This is a genomic window from Sphingobacterium sp. UBA2610, from assembly GCF_002339225.1.
Lineage (GTDB): Bacteria > Bacteroidota > Bacteroidia > Sphingobacteriales > Sphingobacteriaceae > Sphingobacterium > Sphingobacterium multivorum.
Genome location: NZ_DDKA01000022.1, coordinates 22,022 through 43,013, shown reverse-complemented (window position 1 = coordinate 43,013; position 20,992 = coordinate 22,022). Strand labels below are relative to the sequence as shown.

Below are 20,992 nucleotides of genomic sequence, written 5' to 3'. Positions count from 1 at the left end.
TGACCGTCATGCTTTTTATTCTTAAAAAGTATACACGACCTTTCGGCTTATAGCCAACTTACGCTACCAGTTTCGACGTCATAGTTCGCTCCGACAATTTTAATTTTACCCTCTTCTTCCAATTTCCGGAGCGTTGAACTCTGTTTGCGAATGTCACGGATTGCATGTTTAATATTCTGTTGATTTAGTTTTTCAAGCAGTACACTATTTTTAGAAGAACGTTCTTCCCCCTGCTCGATCACTTCATTGATGATCGGGTCGAAATGATTAATCAAATGATTTAGGTTATCCATTCCCATACCCTCGATCTGCGCCGCATCCAATCCTCCTTTTAATGCCCCACATTTGGTATGCCCCAAAACGACAACAAGTTTAGAACCGGCCACATTGCAACCAAACTCCATCGATCCCAAAATATCCTGATTGACAAAATTTCCGGCAATCCGGATACTGAAGATATCACCCAGTCCCTGATCAAATATAAGTTCAGCTGAAGTACGGCTATCGATGCAGCTTAGCACCACGGCGAATGGCCACTGCCCTTCACGTGTAGCATTCACCTGTTCGAGAAGATCGCGGTTAGCTTTCAGGTTATTAACAAAGCGCTGGTTTCCTTCTTTCAGGAAGTCCAATGCCTTTTGTGGGGTAATTGTTGATTGTGTTTCGTACGTATGTGCCTTCATAAAATTATATTATTTGGAATAGTAAAGGTAAAATTAATACGTTACATTTTAATTACCAACAAGACAAAATACCTGTAATTGGTTTATAGTTTCACCCAACGCTTATGCAAGAGTTGTTTTCCAGCCTTCAACGTAAAACCGAATTAATATTCCTTAATCTTGCCTTATTTAACCACAGTGACTTCTTTCTTTTCGTAATAGTCCATCCAAGCTTTAATTCTTCCGACAAACATTTTAAGATAGTTTTCTGTCAAAAATATATTGGACCAATCAAATCTTTGCGCCTGTACGCCAAGATAAAAAATAAAAATAGCAGCGCCAGCTTTCGGTATTAACCTGAGCTCTTTTTCAGATAAAGGTCTATTACTTTGGTATCCACGCAGGAAACTTTGGATTTTTAATTCATACTGCTCTTTATCTGATTCTATGAAAAACAGCTGTTTGCAGAAATATCCAACGTCTAAAATTTGCCATCCATTTCCACAAAAGTCAAAGTCAAAAATGGTAATCTCATGCTCGTCTGTAACAGCCATATTATCATACCAGATATCCATATGTATAATTCCGGTTTTCGTATGATCAAAATCTGAATTTTGAAAATTTCTGCCAAACTCCTTGATGAATTCCATTTTTGGCAACTTGTCTGAGAAGAATTGTTGTAAATACGCATAAGGTAATTCTATAAGCGACTTCTTATTGTAAGACACACGGTTAATGTTCTTGTTTTCGGTATGGTTATGGATATTTGCCATTAGAGAACCTATCCGAAAGCACGTTTCGATGTCCATAAATCGAATTTTCTCCCCTTGAGCAAAGGAAAAAAGTACAACGTATCTGATTCCTTCAGGCGCATTTATTTCTTGAATGAACCCTCCGTCTTTATCTTCAATTGGAAAAGAAACGCTTAAATTATTCTTCTTCAATGATTTCAAAAGTTCAAGTTCTTCAATAATTTCGGATTTTGACCGCCAATTATGACTATAAATGCGCAAAACGTATTTCGTTTCGCTGTTGGAAAGAAAATACGTATGGTTCATTCCTGTTCTGAATAAGGAACATTGGTATTTGTCGTCTAGGCCATATCTATTTATCACAAAATCGCCTAATTGTTTGGCAGAAAGAGTAGAAGCTATAACAGGAAATGTTGTCATTTTTTTTCTGGAAGTTCGTATTGGTTTTGTAGATACTCAAAGATAAAAAAAGCTTGCAATATGAATTGCAAGCTTTTTTAAGTTTTTAATCTTTCGATCTGTAGCCCGTAGGGGAATAACACTCTTCTGGCAATAATCTCTTTATCAGAGTTTTACAAACTTTCGTTTTCCCAACTCACTGAATCCCTCACTGGTTTGACATACGTTTTAGCTGCAATTGCTATACAACTTAAATATAGCAAATTGCGTTAAACTTGGCAAGTTAAAATTTAAAAAAGCCTCCTGATCTTTCAAACAGGAGGCTAACAAACACTTCGAAACAAAATGTCGGTGCAAAAGCCAATAATTAAGATGTGCCAGATTCTTCCGAAAGAATAGGAGGCTACAAAACTTGGTACCTTGATCTTGGGCACTAAAATTTTATTGCAGAGAAATTCGTTGTCGACGATCTGAAACAAGGTTGAGGGGAATGTTGAAGGACTGAGATGTGAGAATTAAATGCAGAAAAGTCCGGCCTCGCAAAAGGGTGTTTTCCCTTTTTTAATTCATGCGGATGATATATTAAAGGACACGTTAACCAATAAATTTTTTGTACAATTGTGTTTGTCTCACGAAAAAAAGTATAGAAAGGCTCGATGATGCTCGAACCATCGAAAATCACTGCCACAAGAGGCTGATCTGGCGTTGCTAAGAGAAAAACCGATTGAATTCCTCGTCCGTATAACTTAAAATGTGTAAATCTATCGGCCAACAAACAAGGATACACTTGACCTGAAGATGCGCAACCGTTATGTCGATTGTCTTGTCCAGAGAGTCTTCACCTCTAACAGAGAAATGTCACTAGACCTCCTATTGCGATGAAAGAACTGAGGTACAGCCAGTGGAACGCAAAGTTTTCACTTATTTAGAGCATTATTGTCATAATTTTCACTTGCATGTACACATCGAGGAATAATATGCATGTATTGGATTAGGAATCGATGCGTAACTATAAATTCCGGAACCGAAGGAAAATAAGAACAGCACTCTTGCGAAGATAAAACCTTTGACTATTTGTCTCACGTTATTAGGCAAAGTGTCTGCTTTGTATCGCTGAAAATCAAAAAAATATACAGTGTTTATCTAAGGAATTTCTGTTGTTTTTGGACTCCAAAACAACAGAAAAGATATATCAGTTCATTTTTTTTCTTAAAAAATACTAGAAGAAAGCAAAAATAAGCAAAATGGTTAAGACCATTCATATACAGTAGTTTAGAAAACGTGAGGCAAAATTTGGAAGTAGGTGTCCGACAAGTTTTGGGCTTAAAATTACAAGGTTAGGTTACTAAATCGTTACTGAGTACAACCAACCGAATGATAATATAACAATCTATATTTCAGTCATTTGAACAAATTTTCATATTCCCTTGTAACTCAATAAAATTTAATTTTAAACGTTAAACAATTGAGTTATGGAACAAGAGAAAAGATCCACGTTCAAACTGCTTTTCTACCTGAAGAAGAATGAACCTAAGAAGAACGGAAACGTGCCTGTTATGGGACGTATCACTATTGACGGAATACCAAAATCCTTTAGTACCAAACTGGACATCAACCCCAATAATTGGGATTTAAAGCACGGAAGAGTTTTAGGTAAAAGTGCCCAGGCCCTGGGTACCAATCTCAAATTGGACAATATTCGTGTGCGTATCAACAAGATTTACGATGATATGCTCAAGGATGAAGGCTTTGCAACTGCACAAAAAGTAAAGCTGTCCTTTTTAGGGGTTGGTGTAATGGATGATGCCATTCTTAAAGTATTTAAAGAACAGAATGAGGATTTTGAAAAGATGGTCACTTCACGCCCCGTGGGGCGGTGAAGCAAGCCTTGACACAGTTCATTTTACAGACCCTTTCTCTTTCCAATAGCATCTCCTCGATCTGCTTAGGGGTTTTATACCGCAGAGCAGAATGTATTCTTTGGGTATTGTAAAATCCCTTTAATGTATCAAAAGATTTCCAATCTAGCTGACTGCTGATCCATTAATTTTCTATGGTAGACAATTTCAGCTTTTAATGTCTTGAAAAGCTCTCAGCTGCTACGTTGTCCCAGCAATTCGCCTTCTTGCTCATGATTTGAAGTCTCCTGTTTTCTACAATTATCTTCCTGAATTCATCGCAAGCATATAGCATCCCTATATCCGAATGGAAGATAAGGCCAACTTTGACACCTCCGTTTCTAATAGCCATCCTGATGGCTTCTACGGTAGTGTTTGTAGCGGTCATGTCAGTGCTCAAAGACCATCCGATCACTTTTCTGTCCGCTAGATCGATGAATGTTGTTAGATAAAGCCATCTTGTACTTGTATGGATGTAAGTAATGACTCCATCCCATTTCTACGACAGGGAATCCGCCGAAAGATCTCTTTTGAGGAGATTTTCAGCTATCCTGTAGCTATGGCTCGAATCTGTGGCCACCCTAAATTTTTTCTTCACCTTACTTCGTATTCCATGTTTCTTCATCAACCCTTCAACATAGCTTCTTGACACCTTTTCACCTTTTTTGTGCAGCTCTGCGGATATCCGTGGGCTACAATAGATATACTTACTATCCATGTGTGCCTGATTTATTTTATCCACGAGTGATTTACTTTGCTGTTCCCTAGGTGACTCGGGAGAAACTTGCCAACGGTAAAAACAACTGCTGCTAACGTTCAATACCTCGCCATCTTCTCTACGTAATTTACCTCTCGGTTAGCCTCTATGAATCGGTATATGTATCGTCTCCCCTGGAGAAGATGGCTATGACCTTTTTTAATATATCACACTCTAACTCTGCATCTCTTAATTTTTTACGTAAAATCCTCAACTCCTGTTCCCCAGTGCTAATTTTAGGATTATCAGGGAAAACTTTATCCTCATTATAATGAGGGTTTCTACACCTCTTACTGAGCAAACTGGGTCCTATATCCAGCTCCTTTGCAACTTCTGCCACTGACCCTCTAACAACGCTCAGATCCACTGCCATTATCTTAAATGAATCATCAAACCTTCTATGCAACTCTACAAATTTTAAATTACTTATTAAATCTGTCTCGCACCAAAAGTAGCAACTCCACACGATGCTGTCTATGATTCAACTGATATAGATTTACCTACAGAAAGTTAGTCTTAGTATTCGACTTTTTGTCAACTGACATTAAAAATATTGCCGAAGAATCGAGATATTAGCCCCTTTCGGGAATGATTGCTACGGTCTGAACATCTCCTGTACACAAAAAGGTTGGAAAAAATAAGTTAACTTACCGCTATCAGAATTCACGAAGCCCCTGTTGCGCGACTGGCCCATTATTCCGATATTTGCTTTTTTACATGCCGGCATGCAGTATTATCCCGTACCTGACAGTTTATCTCCATTGATTGAGTCCATCTGGTCGTTCGAAAGCCCGGAGCAGCTCCCCGAGCACGAGCAGGCCCTAGTGATCCCGACCGGTAAATGCGTATTGCTGTGGAACTACCAAAGTACTTACGAGCATGTCGTGGACGACACGGTCTTTCATCATCCGCTGTACGACCTGCATCTGGTGGGCCCTCACAACAAAAATATTGTGCTCCGCGGTTCTGTCCCGGTCAGCTCCATCGGCATCACCTTCAGGCCCTATGGCTATTATGCCATCGCAGGTGCTGCCATGCCCACATTAGTCAACAGGGTAGCGTCCATCTCCCGCCTGAAGCGGGACGGCAGCATGGTACTGGACTCCTGCACTGGTTTGCCTGCGGACAGTATCGGTTCGCTGCTGCAGCTGCTGGCCGAGCGGATACAGTTTGCAGCCGATGGGCGCGTCATCAGTGCAGTGGATGCCATCGACCAGCATAAGGGTAATATCCGAATCCGGGAGGTATTCGAAAATATTCCCGGCTCGCAGAGACATCTCAATAAGCTGTTCAAGCAGCAGGTCGGCCTGACACCGAAAGAATATGCTTCCATCGTGCGCCTGCAGGCGATGTACAACCTCTATATCCGTGATCATCAAAGGGAAAACAAAGACCATCTGTATGACCTTTACTATGACGAATCCCACTTCCTGCAAAACTTCCGCAAGGTATTCGCACAGCGGCCCCGGCAGTTCATGCGCGCCCCCAACCAGCTGGGCAATGCCTTCAACAAATAACGATAGGTCTACTTTTTCCTATTTTGCCATCCCGGGGAGCTGTTACTTTGCAGAAAAAAACACACAATCATGAGATTAAAACAAGTAACAGATACCGCCAGCGCCTTGCTGGCCTTCAAAGCGGCCTCAGGCTCCATTCCCTTTGCGGAAGAGGTAGCCGCCTATTTCGGCATCGAAATCCCTGCCGCTCCGCAACAGGATTTTGGTTTCTGGGCAAGCGTGGTGCACTTCGAAATGCGGTACCGCTCCCTAGATTACTTTCTGGAAAAGACCTCAGCACCTACCGTACTCGAGCTTTCCGCGGGCTTCTCGTTGCGCGGTCTGGACTACGCCCGCAAGCACCCCGACGCCAGCTACATCGACACGGACCTGCCGGCCATCATCAGCCAGAAGAGTGATATGCTGAGTACCATGCAGCAGGCTGTCCCGCAAAACCTGCAGTTACAGCCGCTCGACGTCCTGCACGCCGAAAGCAATCCGGAGACCAGCAGCGACCTCGCCATCATCAATGAGGGGCTGCTGCTGTATTTCGACGATGAAGACAAAAAGCAGATCCTACAGCATATCCGCAGGCTGCTCGAGCGGCAGGGCGGCACCTGGACCACCGCCGATATTTATATCCGGCATGAGACCCATGCCGTGGGAAGCGACAGAGACGGACAATGGAACGATTTCTTCCGGAAAAACAACGTGCACGCCAACTACTTCGAGTCTTTCGACCAGGCCGAGCAGTTCTTTTATGATCAAGGCTTCCGGGTGCTCGAAAAGTACCCGCCCGAATTTGACAAATACAGCAGCCTGCACAAGCTACTGGCGGCAGCCACGGGTGAACAGCTGGAGCTACTCAAAAGCCGGGGCAAAGTCCAGGAGACCTGGCAACTGGGACTGAGGTAAGTCCCCCGCCTCAATGGCTGACAAGCAGCCTTTACATACACTACCTTCCGGAAACATACCCGGAGGTAGGCCGCTCTGCTTGGTTACCTGATGCTTGCGCAATACCAGTGCGCATCTAGCCTACAGGCTGATCTAGATTCCTAGATTCACAACACACTGGTTCTAGTAGGCGTCGCCTGCACTGTTGGCCGTCACCTCCGGATCCTGCTGGTACAGCGAATAGTTGGTCCAGGTCATTAAGCTGTAAAGCTGTTTCAGGAAATTGATTAAATTTTAAAAGAAATGTGTAAACTTATTTCAGGACGAGTCATTAGAGCAAGCAGAAGTTGGGCAGAGCCCTACTTTTCTTGCCCCATGCCCTGCAAATGGGGTTTAGAGTATCCTCCGGGGATACTCTATAGCCTCTACAATATCGTAAAGCTCATTTTTGGTATACTGAGTAGTATACTTTAAATCATATTCGATTCCTTAACAATAGGCCAGATAACTATATAAAAATATGAGGAGTTAATAAGGGGACTGCATAAAAAACTCCTGCCTGTCATTGGGAGACTAAAGCAGGAGTTTCATTATAAAACCTAAATATGAAAAAATTCATTAAAGAAGATGAAACGCCTTGGCGTCCTTTCTCTCTTTAATATACAAAAAAGTTGAAAACCTCAGACAGATTTGCCGAATATAACTTCTTACACTAAACAGGCCATATCCATCTTTTTATTAAGAAAATATTTTTTCGCTAAATTAGAGTTATGGCATTATATTACTTTAAACCCAGAAGAGCTTTCGATTTCGATCCACATCCATTTAAACTGGGAACTATCATGGGACTTAAAAGGGGCTATGAAGACAATCATTTCCCACTGAAGATATACGGTATGAAAGAGAAATCTTTTGATGATTACTATAGGTACCATCTAAAATATTATCTATCGGCTGGAGACCGAACAGAGAAGGAGTTCTTTTCCCACCTTTGGTACATCGTTTCTACCAGGATAGATTACTTCAATCACCAGAACCCATTTTCCAAGAAACATCCACTTTACGTTTCCAATATCAAAAAGCTGAGCGGATTTCTGGATTTCCTATCACCAAAGGACAGGTGGAATGTTCGCCCAAATGATATTCTTCTCAAGGAAAAAGATGAACTGATCGCAAAACTACAGGAGGAGAATAAAAAGCTATCCGATTTCACGATAATGCGCAAGATCGAAATATACGATGATTATCATACCACAGTGATCGACCTATTTCAACAGATGCAAAAATTAAAGCTTCCTAACGGCGCCCCCTTGTTACGAAAGGATATGCTCAGTCCCTATTATAAAATTGTGTCCAATTATTTTAGCAATAACAAAAAGAAGATCAGTATAGATACTGCTAAAAATTATTTTGTAGGTAAAGATAATTCACAGAAGGAAGTAAAAATTCCAGAAGATCGGCAACTATTCGTCATCGTTCCTAAAAAGAAGGATTGATCCCATCCTGTTTGATCCCTGAACATGACCATCGCGCCGAGTTGGTCATCCAAACTTCATCGCCAGATCCCAACTTTGTAGCAGTGGCCCCGCGTATAACCGGGGTACATATTGTTCACAAAATTGGTATACCATGCTATTAGACATCCTGACAAAAGAAGACCTGTCGCAGTTCAAGAAAGAACTGCTCGAAGAAATCAGACAGATCCTAACAAACGAAAAAACTGACGCCGAAAGGGAATGCTTCCGCAGCCGTGAGGTAAGAAAGAAACTGAAAATATCTCCGGGTACGCTACAAAACCTGCGGATCACAGGCACGCTCCCATTCAAGAAAATCGGCGGTAGCATTTATTATCGCGCCAGCGATGTGGATAAGATGATGGAAGGAGGAGAAGGTAATGGATAACAATACACAAGACCATGACTTTGAAGTTTACTTTGAGCACATCGCAAAAGATAATAGACTGCTGCCATCACATATCGAACTGGTTATGGCACTTTTTTATTTTCATAAGCAACCCGGCTTTCATGATTTTTTCTATACCAGCCGCAGGAAACTGATGCATTTTTCGCGGATCCGTTCAATCGCTACCTATCATAAATGCCTTTCCGAACTCGTCTTATATGGCTATCTGGAGTACATCCCCTCCTGGCACCCTACCAGGGCCAGCAGATTTAGGTTTATCGCTAACAATAATTCTGACAGCAATGGCTAGATCTAATGAAAACACAAGACGCGTCCGCTTCTCTATGGAAGTGAATCGCAGACTTAAACATCTTTCCCCTAAACTCGGCAGGACAAAACTTCTATTCCTGATAAAGATGTTTAATTATTTCAATAGAATCAAAAAGGATACTGCCGATCTGAATGACGGGGTGCTGAAAAATGAACTTTACAGTGGCGTATACTTTCCTTTCTCCAAAAGCAGGAATCCGGTCTCCCTGAGTTCCTATGTACCCCTTGATAGGAGAGCTAACCGCTCCATAATTAAAATAATTTGTAAAACAGACGGGTTTATCCGGAAAAATTTGTAGACCAAAGCTTTTTTGAAGAGTTTAGTAGGAAATTTTTGAAAAAAGTAATTATAGCTTTCCAATACAAATCTGAAAAATCTGTATTTTTACTTAAATTAGTTTGAAAAATTCGCATAAATACACTTTGTTAGTTTGAAAAATTTGTTCTGACATGTTGATTACTATAATTAATCTCAAAAGTTTGTAAAGATCATGGACAAGGATATCCCATTACACCTACAGGAGATACTGTTTTCTTCCAGCGATTCCAACATAAGCAGAGCCATTGGCAAGCTTGTCAAAGAAGGAAAACTGAAGAAGATTGCACCGAAGATATATACCCCAAATTTGGAGGAAGCTCCGGAGGCTATCGTGCTTCGGAATAGGTTCAAGATCATCGGGCATCTATATCCAGGTGTTTTGCTCAGTCACCGCTCCGCCCTTGAATTTAAACCTACTGATACTGGTGATATCTTTCTAACTTATTCCTATGATAGAAAGGTCAAACTCCCGGGCCTTACGTTGAACTTAATGCAGGGACAAGGGCCACTCCCAGGAGATTTACTTTTTTCCGATGGACTCTATGTCTCAGGACAGGACCGTGCATTATTGGAGAATCTTCAGGAATCCCGTAAAGTTGGAGGGGAGTCCAAAACATGGACAATTCCTCAGATAGAAGAAAAATTGGATCAGATCGTACGGGTTAAAGGCGAACAGGGACTAAATGAATTGCGGGACCGTGCAAGTGAAATCAGTACCAGGCTGGGTATGGATAGGGAGTTCGATAAGCTGAACCGGATGGTCGGCGCAATGCTGTCGACTAAGCCCTCGGGTATCCTGAAATCCCCGGTGGCCATTGCCCGGGCATTTGGGCATCCGTATGATCCGGCACGGTTGGACCTCTTCGAAAAGCTCTTTGTGGAATTGCAGCAGCGTGAGTTTGCGGATATATATGACGCAAACCAAACAACTAGGGCCTTCCGCAATTTTGCCTTCTACGAAGCCTACTTCTCTAACTTTATCGAGGGTACCCGTTTTGAGGTAGAAGAGGCTCTGAAGATCATTGATAGCGGAAAACCCTTGCCCGCAAGGGGAGAAGATTCTCACGATATACTGGGAACTTACCAAATGGTCAGTAATCGTGAGGAAATGCAGGTTGTCCCCAAGAATTCTGATGAGCTCATTCATATCCTTCGCTATCGGCATAAGACCATGCTAACTGCCAGACCTGACAAAAATCCGGGCGAGTTCAAGGACCGCAACAACCGGGCTGGTGATACTGAATTTGTCGACCATGAGCTTGTTGGAGGTACATTGGTACAGGGGTTTGATTTCTACAGAGCATTAAGGCACCCTTTTGCCAAAGCTGCATTCATGATGTTTATGATCAGCGAGGTACATCCCTTTTTGGATGGAAATGGGAGATTGGCGAGAGTGATGATGAATGCTGAGCTGACCAGCCAGGGACAGACCAAGATCATTATACCAACCGTTTTCCGGGACGATTACCTTGGCGCACTCAGACAATTGACACGCAGGCAGGAACCTGATACCTTTATCCGAATGTTGCAAAGAGCACAGTTGTTCAGCGAAACGATTAAGGGAGAAGATCTCTCCGCTATGCACCATGTGCTTGAAGCGAGTAACGCTTTCAAAGAAGACGACGGGTATATTCTTCGAATTGCTACCCCAGACCGAAAGCCATGGGAACAGGATGACGATGGACAGGACAGGGGTAGTAGTCTCAGACGTTAATTTCTCAAATAAGTCTTGAGAAAATTAGTTGAATAGGTGATACAAAATACCACATTTTAGCATTTTGCAAATCCTATTTTGCGCTATCCCCAGATTTGGAAAGAAAGACCGAGTTGCGAAGGTTGTTCTCCCTTTACCCTGCAATGCCCCAATTGAGGCATTGCAGAGTAAAGGCAAGATGGTTTTCGGGGTCCCCGAAAACACAACTTGCGCGTATTAAAACACTTCATTTTTTTGTACTCAGAACGAATCTCAGTTCCAAACAGCGTGATTCGATAGCAGGAGGGCAAGCCTAATAGCATAAAAGCAATATTGCCCAATAGCTTATCTTCCTAGTACCCTATTCGAAAGTTTGTTTATTATGTTCCTTGTTAAGATTCTTTAACTGTTGCTGGCATATCAGATGGGTCTAGAACATCGCTCAGCTGAACAGCATGGATAGCTTCCGTATAGTAATCCACTCGGATAGGGCCCGTCAATTTTCTGGCTGGTAGTGATAATACCTCCTGTAGGATTGATCAGGCTTATCCGGTACTAGGTACAGGCATGTCGGTTCATTGAGCAATTGGCGATAAATAAACTATTATATCTAAATTTCTAAATTCTTACTACAAATATGTAATATGAAAGCGATGTATGAAAACATCACTTTCTTCCTGAATTAAGCAATATTTCTTCGACTATGATTTGCCTTTATTAGAGTAAGCACCTTAGGTGGCCCATAGCGCTGCGATTTTAGCATGACCTGTTGGCGCAGTTTTATTCTAGATCGTTCTTTCCAGTTTTTCCATGTCTATTGCGACCCTATTGTCCAATAACTTCGCATAATGCTGCGTAGTCTTAATGTCCGTATGTCCAAGCATCTTGGAAACAGTTTCGATAGGTACACTATTTGCCAATGTAACAGAAGTGGCGAACGTATGACGTGATTTGTGAAAAGTGAGTTCTTTTGTTATCTCACACACATCCGCTATTTCTTTAAGATAGCTGTTCATTTTCTGATTGCTGAGAACTGGAAGAACCATATCCTTGGCTATGCACGGCGGATAATCACGATACCTTTCAATGATTTCAAGAGCTTTGGGAAGTAGTGGAATATTTGACGACGTTTCGGTTTTTTCTCTGCTGGTGAAGATCCAGAGTTTTCCGTCCACTCCTTCAGAAATATCAATCCATTTTAGTTTCTTTACATCTGCATAGGAAAGTCCAGTGTAACAACAAAAGACAAAGATATCGCGGACATGTGCAAGTCTTGGTATTTTGAAGTTCTTTTCTTCTATCCTCCGAAGTTCCGCATCTGTCAGAAATTCCTTCTCTTTAGCTTTGACCTTGATCTTATAAAAGGCAAATGGATCGTCCGTTATCCATCTGTGCGCGATACATACCTTGATGATCTTGCGAAGGTGCTTCATGTATTTTGCTGCCGACACGGCTGAACAGCCTATCGTGGCACGAAGAAAGAATTCGTAGCCTGTGACAAAAGCATGGTCAATCTTTCTTGTGTCGATATCTGCTAGTCTAAATTCTTTCTCAAGGTATTCACAAACATGCAATAAAGAGGTTTTATATCCTTTGAGTGTATTGGGCTTGAATCCATTGCCGAGCAATGCTTCCATCTGCATATTATGCTCCCTGAAGACATCTAAGAAATTTTTACATTTAGTATCCTTTCCCTGATACTTAAGTTTGATCGATTCCGCTGTGATTTCCTCTGCGGCAGCCGTCATAGCGGTATGGATCGTACTTATTTTAGTTACGAGGGTATCAAGATAGCTGTTCAGGGTCTTGACAGCTTCTGTTGTGCCTTTCACACGGTTGGCTTTAGAATTCCATTTGGACGGATAGCATTCTCGTCCAGTGGAAACTTCTTTTGGGATACCATCTACGGTAATCCGCATGTAGATCGACTTGGGGCCGCTAACATAATTTTTTGGTTTCTTCAGATAGAAAAGCAAGGAATAATTTGTACTCATGACAACATCATTTAAGTGAAACAAACCGAGCCGCCTTTGCGGCGAGCTCTGCATCACCACTGAAAAACAGATTTCAGCGATGCAAAATTAGCCTTGCAACTAAAACAGATCAAGATGTTTGATTTTTAAACATCTTGATTATAAGAATGTTATTGTCATTTCAGTGAGTGAGTAAATGAGCGAAAATGACTCACTGAATGACTCACTTTTTTCTTTGGATTTATTATAGGTTTTGTAGATACTGAAAAACAAAAAAGCCTGCAAATTAAACATTTGCAGGCTTTTGTACGTTTTGACTTTTAGATCTGTAGCCCGTAGGGGAATCGAACCCCTGTTTCAAGAATGAAAATCTTGCGTCCTAACCCCTAGACGAACGGGCCGTTTTCTGTTTCGGTGTGCAAATATAGAAATATTTATAAATCTGTCAAAATTTTTATCTTTTTTTTATTCATTTTTTTTGAAATAGATCATAAAACCCTCTAAAATAGCTATATTTAAAGTCATTGAAAAAGTAACCAACATGACTAATTTAAAAAAAATCAAAAAACCGCTACTCTATGCCGGACTAGGCTTGGCTTTGTTAAGCCAGGAAGCCTATGCTCAGAAATCGAGTGCAATCGCAGATCAACTGCAGCTCACCTGGAAGGTCAAAGACGGAGAGAATATCCGTAAAAATCCGGTTTCTACCCTAATTTTAAAAAACAAGGGGAAAAGTGCTGTTCAACTCAACGACTGGAGCCTTTGGTTTAATTTTATCCGATCTATCGATCCCGATAAGGTCGACAAACGTTTTGCGATAGACCACCGAAACGGGGATCTCTTTCAGGTTAGCTTTAAGAAAAATAACTTTTCATTAAATGCACAAGATACGGTCCACATCGATTTTATCACAACCGGACTGGTCAATTATACGGATGGGCCAATTGGTCTATACCTAAAAAATAATAAAACTGGGCTTGCAACAAATATTTCGGATTATTCTGCTGTTAAAATCGCTCCCCAGTCGGACGCTGAAAAAACAGATTACTTTGCTTATAAATACGATCAAAACAAGCTTGTGGAGGGGACAGCAGCACAACATGTCATTCCTTTACCAAGTAATATCAGCATCAATAATAACGAGAAATTCAATCTATCGACAGGTACAAAACTTTTTGTCGATAAGGATTTTGCGAGCGAATCGGACTTTCTGACAAACTTTTTTTCAGCATATTCAGGTATTAAGCTAACGGCTTCATCTAGCCCTCAGGGTGGCATCGAGATTGTCAAAGCAAATAACTTAAAGCCGGAATCCTATCACTTGACGATTGGTGCAAAAGGTATACGAATAGAAGCTTCCGATAAAGCCGGTGCATTTTATGCCATACAATCTTTAAAATCGTTGATCAATCACAATCAATGGAATAAAGCCACAAAATCAATCGCTTTACCATACGGTAACATTGAAGATAGTCCACGTTATGGCTACCGTGGATTTATGCTGGATGCTGCCCGTAATTTCCATAGCAAAGCCGAGGTTTTAAGAATATTGGATCTCATGGCTTTTTACAAGTTGAACAAATTCCATTTCCACTTCATTGACGACGAAGGTTGGCGATTGGAAATTCCTTCGCTACCTGAATTAACGGCTATCGGAGCCAATCGTTCGGCTAATTTTGAGGATGGAAAAGCGATACAGTCTGCTTATGGTTCTGGAGCGACCACCAAATCGCATCAATTCTACAGTGTTGCTGACTATATTGAAATTTTAAAATATGCACAGGCAAGACATATCGATGTCATACCCGAAGTAGAAACTCCTGGTCATGCGCGTGCAGCGATTAAAGCAATGCGGGCGCGTTTTGCCCATTATTCAAAACTTGGCGATAAACAGAAGGCAGAGGAGTTCTTGCTGGACGATGCAGAGGACAAGTCCGTTTACAACTCTGCACAAAACTGGAATGACAATGTCATGAACCCTGCCCTACCTTCAACCTATCACTTCCTGAGCAAGGTGATCGATGAAATCAAAGCAATACATGATCAAGCTGGAGTTCCGTTGAAAATTATCGATCTGGGCGGCGACGAAACGCCAAGTGGTGTTTGGGAGAAATCGCCCAAGGTGTTGGCCTTTATGAAGGAGAATAATATCGCCAATGTACTCGATGTATGGCCACTGTATATTGCCAAAATTAATAGCCTTGTTCAAGAAAAAGGATTGACGATGTCGGGATGGGAAGAAATGGGTATGCGCAATAAAGGAAAAGGCATGGTTGTAAATGCCGATCTAGGAAAATCCGGCATCCATTTGAATGTATGGAACAATCTCCCTGGCCAAGGACAGGAAGACCTCGCTTATCGATTGGCAAATGCTGGTTATAAAGTTGTTTACACGAGTGCGGCAAACAACTACCTCGATATGTCTTGGGACCGTGACTTTGCAGATCCAGGACACAGCTGGGTAGGCACGGTTAATCTGAACAGAACCTATTCGTTCTCTCCTGAAAATTTCTTCATCAACCTTCGGAAGGATGATACTGGAAAAGGTCTTAAACCAGAGGCTTACACCAATAAAGAACAGCTTACAGCCGAAGGGAAGAAAAATCTCCTTGGTATTAAAGGTGCTTTATGGGCAGAAAAGGTATCCACTGACCAACGTCTTGAGGAAATGATATTCCCACGTTTGATAGCGATTGCTGATCGCGCGTGGGCGCCCGAACAAACTTGGGAAAAAGGAAATTCTTTTGACGAGGCCACTTATCGCAAATCGTATACCGCCTTTATCAAAAAATTAGGTGAGGATGAATTGAGAAAACTGGATAGGGTAAATGGGGGCTATACCTATCGACTTCCAAAAATTGGGATCAAGAAAGAGGGCAGCCAACTTCTTATCAACACCGATTATCCCGGTTTCAAAGTCTATTATAGCGATAATGGAAGTACGCCAACATTGAAATCAAAAGTGGTGAACGGTCCGATACCTTTCCAGAACGGAAAAAAATACTTATTTAAAGTATTTGATGCCAAAGGACGGTCAGGTGATGTAATCAGCTATTAATTCATCGGGATTCATCATGGTGAACGCTATTGGTGTCGATAACGCAAAAAAAAGCTGCCTAAAATAACATCAGTCGATCCAGCGTCCACTAGATGAAAGGATACTTAAGCTGATAAAAGAAAATAGCATAAAAATAGGGCTGTCCAACTTCTTTGGACAGCCCTTCTGTTTATATAGACTTATATCTTTAAAACTTATAACTCAATGCAACCGCAGCATTTCTTGGATCGATCTGATTAATAAAACCACCGCGGAAGTATGAATTCAATCCGATCTCATTGGTGATATTATTTACAAAGACTTTCGCATCAAATTTGCGCCATTTGTATCCCACCTGCGCATTTAATGTGGTATATGCTGGCATATTGAAAGGTTCTGTACCATAATATTCGCCGTGCCCATTTGGGGTTAAGCTATATTCATTGACAGGTCGGTCTCCAACATAATAAACTCCGGCACTTAAGCTCAGGTTCCGAAGAGCTCCTTGATTAAATACATATTGTATCCATGCATTTGCCGTATGTTTTGGCGCATTCATCGGTGCCGATCCATCCATATAAGATGGTGAATTTTTATAACGTGCGTCTAAATACGCATAGCCCAACATCACTGTCAAATTTTCCAATACACGACCGTTCAACTCTGCCTCAATACCATCGCGCACCAAATCCCCGGCCTTAAAGTATAATCCTGTGGCGACATTCGTGCCTGGTGTATACTCCGCATTCGTCAAGTTTGAGGTATAAATATGGAAATAGGTTAAATTGAAACGTAAACGATTATTCAGCCAATCGGATTTAATTCCCCCCTCAAATTGTTCGGTTTTAGAAGCACCTGCCGCTGTACCATCTGTTAAAGGATTTGCCGCATTTCTTAAATTCGTTGAGTTTGTATAAGATCCAAATACGTTGAAATTCTCAAATGGCGTAACAATCACTCCCGCCATTGGATTCCAAGCCGACTCCCTTTTATTACCGTTTGATGTAAAATCTTTTGTTGTAATTTCGGAATAACGTAAACCTAATACAGCCTTAATGTATTTGTTAAATTCAATAACGTCTTGCCCCATAAATCCTATAGAAGAATAATAACTCCGTACAGGAGTTCCTGCTGTATAGACAATTTGCTTTCCTTTCCGCTGGTTACCCAACGAATCGACGTATACCACTTCCGAAAGATCATTCACCCAATCACCATGGATATCAATAATATCAATTACATTGCTATTTTGATCGGCTTTTTTCAAAAGAACATTTTTCTCCAGTGGACTTAATTTTCCGGCAAAAGAAGTTGTTGTCGCATCAGCAATACGATAGTCCACCCCTGCCTGAACCAAATGTTTTACCTTACCCGTATAAAGATCTTTTCCGATCAAGTCAAACTGGAAAGTTTTATTTTTGTCATCGCGCAGGCTCTTACTCATGGAACGCGAGAAGGTATTATATTGTTTTGCATCATCTTTAATCAATGAGGAAGATGATGATTGGTTATCAACCTGATAAGATGACGTTGCGATAGAGGCTCGGATGCTCCAGCGATCAGTCAGTTCATGATTGATCTGCGCCATAAAGCTCTTCATCTCTGTATTATTATTATCGGAATTGAAGCCCAAAAACTTATTGTTCGGGATAACATATAGCGCATTCACCCCCTGTGAAGGATTTAAATTGACAGCGGAATTAACCGGCGTGCGATTATCATTAAAATAATCACCCTCCAAAGTAATTGTTGTCTTATCCGTTGGTTTCCAAGCTAACGATGGATTTAAATAAACACGGTTAGAGGATACACTTTTACGGTAGCTATCACTACGTTCATACGCGCCATCCATTCGAAAAGCAACGGTCTGTTTTTTATCCAGTACCGTTTGGAAATCAAAGGTTGGGCGGAATTGTCCCCAACTTCCTGCACGAACACCCACCTCACCGGAATTCGTGAAATTAGGGGTTTTAGTGACCACATTAATTACACCACCGGCATTACCAATATCGGTAATAACACCCTGTGTAACGGCAGCAGACCCTTTAATCATTTGAATAGACTCCACACCTTGCATATCAACAACTCCAGATGCAGTTTGAAATTGAGAGTCCATCCGCACGCCATTCTTCAATACAGGCACCCCTCTGAACCCACGGGTTGACAAAGATTCTTTAACACCCCCATAAGAACCAAACAAGGTTACACCGGGAATATTTCTTACAGCATCCGTCAACGTAAGAATACCCTGATCTTGAATTACCTTATTGGAAATGACAGAAATACTCTGAATTTGATCCGAAGGTTTTAATGGCATACGTGTAATCATCTCCAAGCCTTTTGGCTTTTTGTTGCGTTCACCAAACACTTCTACCTCATCAATGGCCTGCTCATTGCTCACTAGCGTAATGGGATCAATAATCACTTCAGGGCTTTTCGTGCTAAAAACATAATCGATAACGGTTGTTTGGTAGCCCATGTAGGTGAATTTAATCACCGTATTTTGGTCGATGCCATGCAGTCTAAAATGACCTCTATGGTCCGTACGTACTTTTTTATCTCCGATTGAAACGGTTACTGAACTTAAAGGATTATTTTGTGTATCGACGACTTTACCTTTGACGATTCCCGAAGTTTGACCATATACTGCACCTCCGATTAAAAATGTAGAAGCAAGAGCTAGTAAGTGTTTGTCCATGTTAATAATTTTGGGTAATTATTTTTAATTATTCTAAATAATAACGCAAAGGTATAAAAAATAAGCTATTTAGAATGATTAAAAACAAAAAAGTCCTGAACCAACTCAGGCTCAGGACTTTTTTGTTTATTTAGACAATTATTTTAGTCAAATTTCCATCTTACAAACGCTTCGATAGCTTCATAGTTTGCCAAACCTAGTTGGTCATATAAAGCTGCTGTTTCGCTTGTACGATCTTCAGCACGCACCCAGAATTCACGTGGATCATCTCCAGGGAATACAGGCAAATCTTTTTGAGACTGGTGTTTAAAGATGGCTAAACGTTTGCGATAAACTTCTTGTGGTGATAAAGGAACGGCCATTTGGATCTCGTGGATAGGATATTCATGCCATGCTCCACGGTATAACCATAACCAACAATCTTTGGTCCACTCATCCGTTTTACTCAATCTGTTTAATGCTTCAAACAGAATGTCGAAACATACTTTATGTGTACCGTGTGGATCTGCAAAGTCACCCGCAGCAAATACCTGATGTGGTTTTACGTGGCGCAACAATTCCATTGTTTGTTGAATATCATCTTCAAAAGATACATTTTTTGAAAACTTCTGTCTATCATAGAAAGGTAGATCCTGGAAATGGATATTCTCATCTGGCAAACCAACCAAACGGGCTCCTGCGATCGCCTCACCCTTACGGATTAATGCTTTGATTTTACGGACAAGTTCAGTATCGATCTGATTTGGTTTTTTTGTTGCAAAAATTGCTCTTTCTTCATCATAAATGCGGCCGATCTGAGAAGCTTCTGCCTCTGCCCCAATTTGTTTTGCAAGATCTTCAGCAAACTCCAGATAACGTACCACATCATCATCCCAAACTGCTGTATTACCACAAGTTTGGTAAGCAACATGGACATTGTGTCCTTGATCTGCCAGGCGAATAAATGTACCGCCCATTGAGATGACATCATCATCCGGATGTGGAGAAAATACAATTACATTTTTCTTCGCTGGGTTAGCACGCTCAGGACGTTGTGAATCGTCAACATTGGGTTTACCTCCTGGCCATCCCGTGATCGTATGTTGAAGTTCGTTGAATATACGGATGTTGATATTATATGCCGGACCGGTTTCTGTAACCAACTTCGCCATCCCGTGCGCATTATAATCCTCGTCGGTAAGTTTCAGGATTGGTTTTTTGATCTCCAAAGCCAACCAAACGACTGCTTTTTTAATTAATGAAGGTGTCCAGGTAACATCTTCTGCCAACCAAGGAAGATCAAAACGTGTCAATAATGATGCTGCCGCTTCATCAAGAATAAATTCAACGTTGTCCGATAACTGAAGATAAGTTGCAGGAATCTCCGAGGAGATTTCACCTTCAACTGCTTTTTTAATGATCTCAGCCTTTGTCTCGGTCCAAGCCATTAAAATAATCTCTCTCGCTTTAAAGATTGTACCTACTCCCATGGTAATCGCTTTTGTTGGTACATTTTCTTTTCCACCAAAAGCACGGGAAGCATCGCGACGAGTTAAATCGTCCAACGTTACCACACGTGTACCTGAGTTAGGTGCAGAACCTGGCTCATTGAAACCGATATGGCCTGTACGGCCAATACCTAATAATTGAATATCTAAACCTCCTGCTGCTGTAATCTTCTGTTCGTAAGCTTCACAGAATGCATTTACTTGGTCAGGAGCTAAGGTACCATCTGGAATATTTACATTAGCCGCATCAATATCTACATGATCGAACAAGTTTTTGTTCATAAAGGTCACATAACTCTGATCGGCATCAGGTTGCATAGGGTAGTATTCGTCAAGATTGAAGGTAATCACGTTCTTAAAGCTTAAACCTTCTTCTTTATGCAAACGAATCAATTCTTGATAGACTTTTACCGGAGTGGCACCGGTAGCAAGGCCCAGAACAGCTTTCTCACCTTTCTCTTGCTTTGCACGAATAATTTCAGCAATACGATTTGCAACGTTTTTCGAAGCTGAATTTTGATCTGGATAGACGCTCACAGGGACTTTTTCGAAGCGTGTTTCTTCCAATAAATTTAATCTAGCCATTTTATGGGTATGTTGATAAACGTGAATTACAAATTTATAAAATTAGTACCTCAAGTTGAAGTAAAATTTTAATAAAGTGGTTCTTTCTTAGCGATATTTTAAATAAAACC

16 protein-coding genes and 1 tRNA gene are annotated in these 20,992 nt (G+C 41.2%); 8 read left to right on the top strand and 9 right to left on the bottom strand.

Annotated elements, in window-relative coordinates; translation table 11 throughout:
- Positions 1-47 precede the first annotated feature (47 nt).
- Together B4Z47_RS15475 and B4Z47_RS15470 are read right to left on the bottom strand one after the other, a co-directional pair.
- On the bottom strand, positions 48-683 hold the full coding sequence (locus B4Z47_RS15475) for a carbonic anhydrase family protein (protein ID WP_070565856.1): 636 nt from the start codon (positions 681-683) through the stop codon (positions 48-50).
- 164 nt (positions 684-847) lie between these two features.
- On the bottom strand, positions 848-1,720 hold the full coding sequence (locus B4Z47_RS15470) for a phosphotransferase (protein WP_236560332.1): 873 nt from the start codon (positions 1,718-1,720) through the stop codon (positions 848-850).
- A 1,565-nt stretch (positions 1,721-3,285) separates the two neighbouring features.
- Here B4Z47_RS15470 and B4Z47_RS15465 point away from each other — a divergent pair.
- Positions 3,286-3,693, top strand: a complete 408-nt coding sequence (locus B4Z47_RS15465; protein WP_070565854.1) for an Arm DNA-binding domain-containing protein — start codon at positions 3,286-3,288, stop codon at positions 3,691-3,693.
- Between the two features lie 193 nt (positions 3,694-3,886).
- On the opposite strand, the gene B4Z47_RS24745 is transcribed toward B4Z47_RS15465, so the two are convergent.
- The 3 genes from B4Z47_RS24745 to B4Z47_RS15455 all read right to left on the bottom strand — a co-directional run bounded on the left by B4Z47_RS24745 (position 3,887) and on the right by B4Z47_RS15455 (position 4,874).
- Positions 3,887-4,195, bottom strand: a complete 309-nt coding sequence (locus tag B4Z47_RS24745) for a DDE-type integrase/transposase/recombinase (protein WP_159333489.1) — start codon at positions 4,193-4,195, stop codon at positions 3,887-3,889.
- Positions 4,196-4,210: 15 nt separating this feature from the next.
- A complete protein-coding gene (locus B4Z47_RS15460; RefSeq protein WP_262886153.1) occupies positions 4,211-4,453 on the bottom strand; it encodes an IS3 family transposase in 243 nt (80 codons plus the stop codon).
- A 121-nt stretch (positions 4,454-4,574) separates the two neighbouring features.
- A complete protein-coding gene (locus B4Z47_RS15455; RefSeq protein WP_145328042.1) occupies positions 4,575-4,874 on the bottom strand; it encodes a transposase in 300 nt (99 codons plus the stop codon).
- A gap of 271 nt (positions 4,875-5,145) precedes the next feature.
- On the opposite strand from B4Z47_RS15455, the gene B4Z47_RS15450 reads away from it, so the two are divergent.
- The 6 genes from B4Z47_RS15450 to B4Z47_RS15425 all read left to right on the top strand — a co-directional run bounded on the left by B4Z47_RS15450 (position 5,146) and on the right by B4Z47_RS15425 (position 11,123).
- Positions 5,146-5,985, top strand: a complete 840-nt coding sequence (locus B4Z47_RS15450) for a helix-turn-helix domain-containing protein (protein WP_286727526.1) — start codon at positions 5,146-5,148, stop codon at positions 5,983-5,985.
- Between the two features lie 69 nt (positions 5,986-6,054).
- A complete protein-coding gene (locus B4Z47_RS15445) occupies positions 6,055-6,879 on the top strand; it encodes a class I SAM-dependent methyltransferase (protein WP_159332613.1) in 825 nt (274 codons plus the stop codon).
- A 749-nt stretch (positions 6,880-7,628) separates the two neighbouring features.
- Positions 7,629-8,354 (top strand): TMF family protein, encoded by a 726-nt coding sequence (locus B4Z47_RS15440; protein WP_159332612.1) that lies wholly within the window; start codon positions 7,629-7,631, stop codon positions 8,352-8,354.
- 133 nt (positions 8,355-8,487) lie between these two features.
- Complete coding sequence (locus tag B4Z47_RS15435) at positions 8,488-8,760, top strand: helix-turn-helix domain-containing protein (protein ID WP_145328040.1); 273 nt, start codon at positions 8,488-8,490, stop codon at positions 8,758-8,760.
- Positions 8,753-9,070 (top strand): hypothetical protein, encoded by a 318-nt coding sequence (locus B4Z47_RS15430; RefSeq protein WP_115045974.1) that lies wholly within the window; start codon positions 8,753-8,755, stop codon positions 9,068-9,070. The genes B4Z47_RS15435 and B4Z47_RS15430 overlap by 8 nt, the downstream gene beginning before the upstream one ends.
- Positions 9,071-9,581: 511 nt before the next feature.
- Positions 9,582-11,123: a Fic family protein gene (locus B4Z47_RS15425; RefSeq protein WP_070565846.1), complete on the top strand. Its 1,542-nt coding sequence runs from the start codon at positions 9,582-9,584 to the stop codon at positions 11,121-11,123.
- Between the two features lie 764 nt (positions 11,124-11,887).
- Here B4Z47_RS15425 and B4Z47_RS15420 read toward each other — a convergent pair.
- Both B4Z47_RS15420 and B4Z47_RS15415 read right to left on the bottom strand, forming a co-directional pair.
- Complete coding sequence (locus B4Z47_RS15420) at positions 11,888-13,096, bottom strand: site-specific integrase (RefSeq protein WP_286727525.1); 1,209 nt, start codon at positions 13,094-13,096, stop codon at positions 11,888-11,890.
- A gap of 308 nt (positions 13,097-13,404) precedes the next feature.
- Positions 13,405-13,476 (bottom strand) — tRNA-Glu (locus B4Z47_RS15415).
- A 140-nt stretch (positions 13,477-13,616) separates the two neighbouring features.
- On the opposite strand from B4Z47_RS15415, the gene B4Z47_RS15410 reads away from it, so the two are divergent.
- Positions 13,617-16,133 (top strand): family 20 glycosylhydrolase, encoded by a 2,517-nt coding sequence (locus B4Z47_RS15410; protein WP_159332611.1) that lies wholly within the window; start codon positions 13,617-13,619, stop codon positions 16,131-16,133.
- A 187-nt stretch (positions 16,134-16,320) separates the two neighbouring features.
- Here the strand turns inward: B4Z47_RS15410 and B4Z47_RS15405 are convergent, their stop codons facing one another.
- Both B4Z47_RS15405 and nagB read right to left on the bottom strand, forming a co-directional pair.
- Complete coding sequence (locus B4Z47_RS15405; protein ID WP_083295814.1) at positions 16,321-18,810, bottom strand: TonB-dependent receptor; 2,490 nt, start codon at positions 18,808-18,810, stop codon at positions 16,321-16,323.
- A gap of 143 nt (positions 18,811-18,953) precedes the next feature.
- Entirely contained in the window at positions 18,954-20,882 is a 1,929-nt protein-coding gene (nagB, locus tag B4Z47_RS15400; protein WP_376746605.1) for a glucosamine-6-phosphate deaminase, read from the bottom strand.
- Positions 20,883-20,992: the final 110 nt, after the last annotated feature.

Coding starts and splice junctions, on each gene's coding strand:
- B4Z47_RS15475 (WP_070565856.1), bottom strand. CDS start 683: ATGAAGGCACATACGTACGAAACACAATCAACAATTACCCCACAAAAG.
- B4Z47_RS15470 (WP_236560332.1), bottom strand. CDS start 1,720: ATGAACCATACGTATTTTCTTTCCAACAGCGAAACGAAATACGTTTTG.
- B4Z47_RS15465 (WP_070565854.1), top strand. CDS start 3,286: ATGGAACAAGAGAAAAGATCCACGTTCAAACTGCTTTTCTACCTGAAG.
- B4Z47_RS15445 (WP_159332613.1), top strand. CDS start 6,055: ATGAGATTAAAACAAGTAACAGATACCGCCAGCGCCTTGCTGGCCTTC.
- B4Z47_RS15440 (WP_159332612.1), top strand. CDS start 7,629: ATGGCATTATATTACTTTAAACCCAGAAGAGCTTTCGATTTCGATCCA.
- B4Z47_RS15435 (WP_145328040.1), top strand. CDS start 8,488: ATGCTATTAGACATCCTGACAAAAGAAGACCTGTCGCAGTTCAAGAAA.
- B4Z47_RS15430 (WP_115045974.1), top strand. CDS start 8,753: ATGGATAACAATACACAAGACCATGACTTTGAAGTTTACTTTGAGCAC.
- B4Z47_RS15425 (WP_070565846.1), top strand. CDS start 9,582: ATGGACAAGGATATCCCATTACACCTACAGGAGATACTGTTTTCTTCC.
- B4Z47_RS15420 (WP_286727525.1), bottom strand. CDS start 13,096: ATGAGTACAAATTATTCCTTGCTTTTCTATCTGAAGAAACCAAAAAAT.
- B4Z47_RS15410 (WP_159332611.1), top strand. CDS start 13,617: ATGACTAATTTAAAAAAAATCAAAAAACCGCTACTCTATGCCGGACTA.
- B4Z47_RS15405 (WP_083295814.1), bottom strand. CDS start 18,810: ATGGACAAACACTTACTAGCTCTTGCTTCTACATTTTTAATCGGAGGT.
- nagB (WP_376746605.1), bottom strand. CDS start 20,882: ATGGCTAGATTAAATTTATTGGAAGAAACACGCTTCGAAAAAGTCCCT.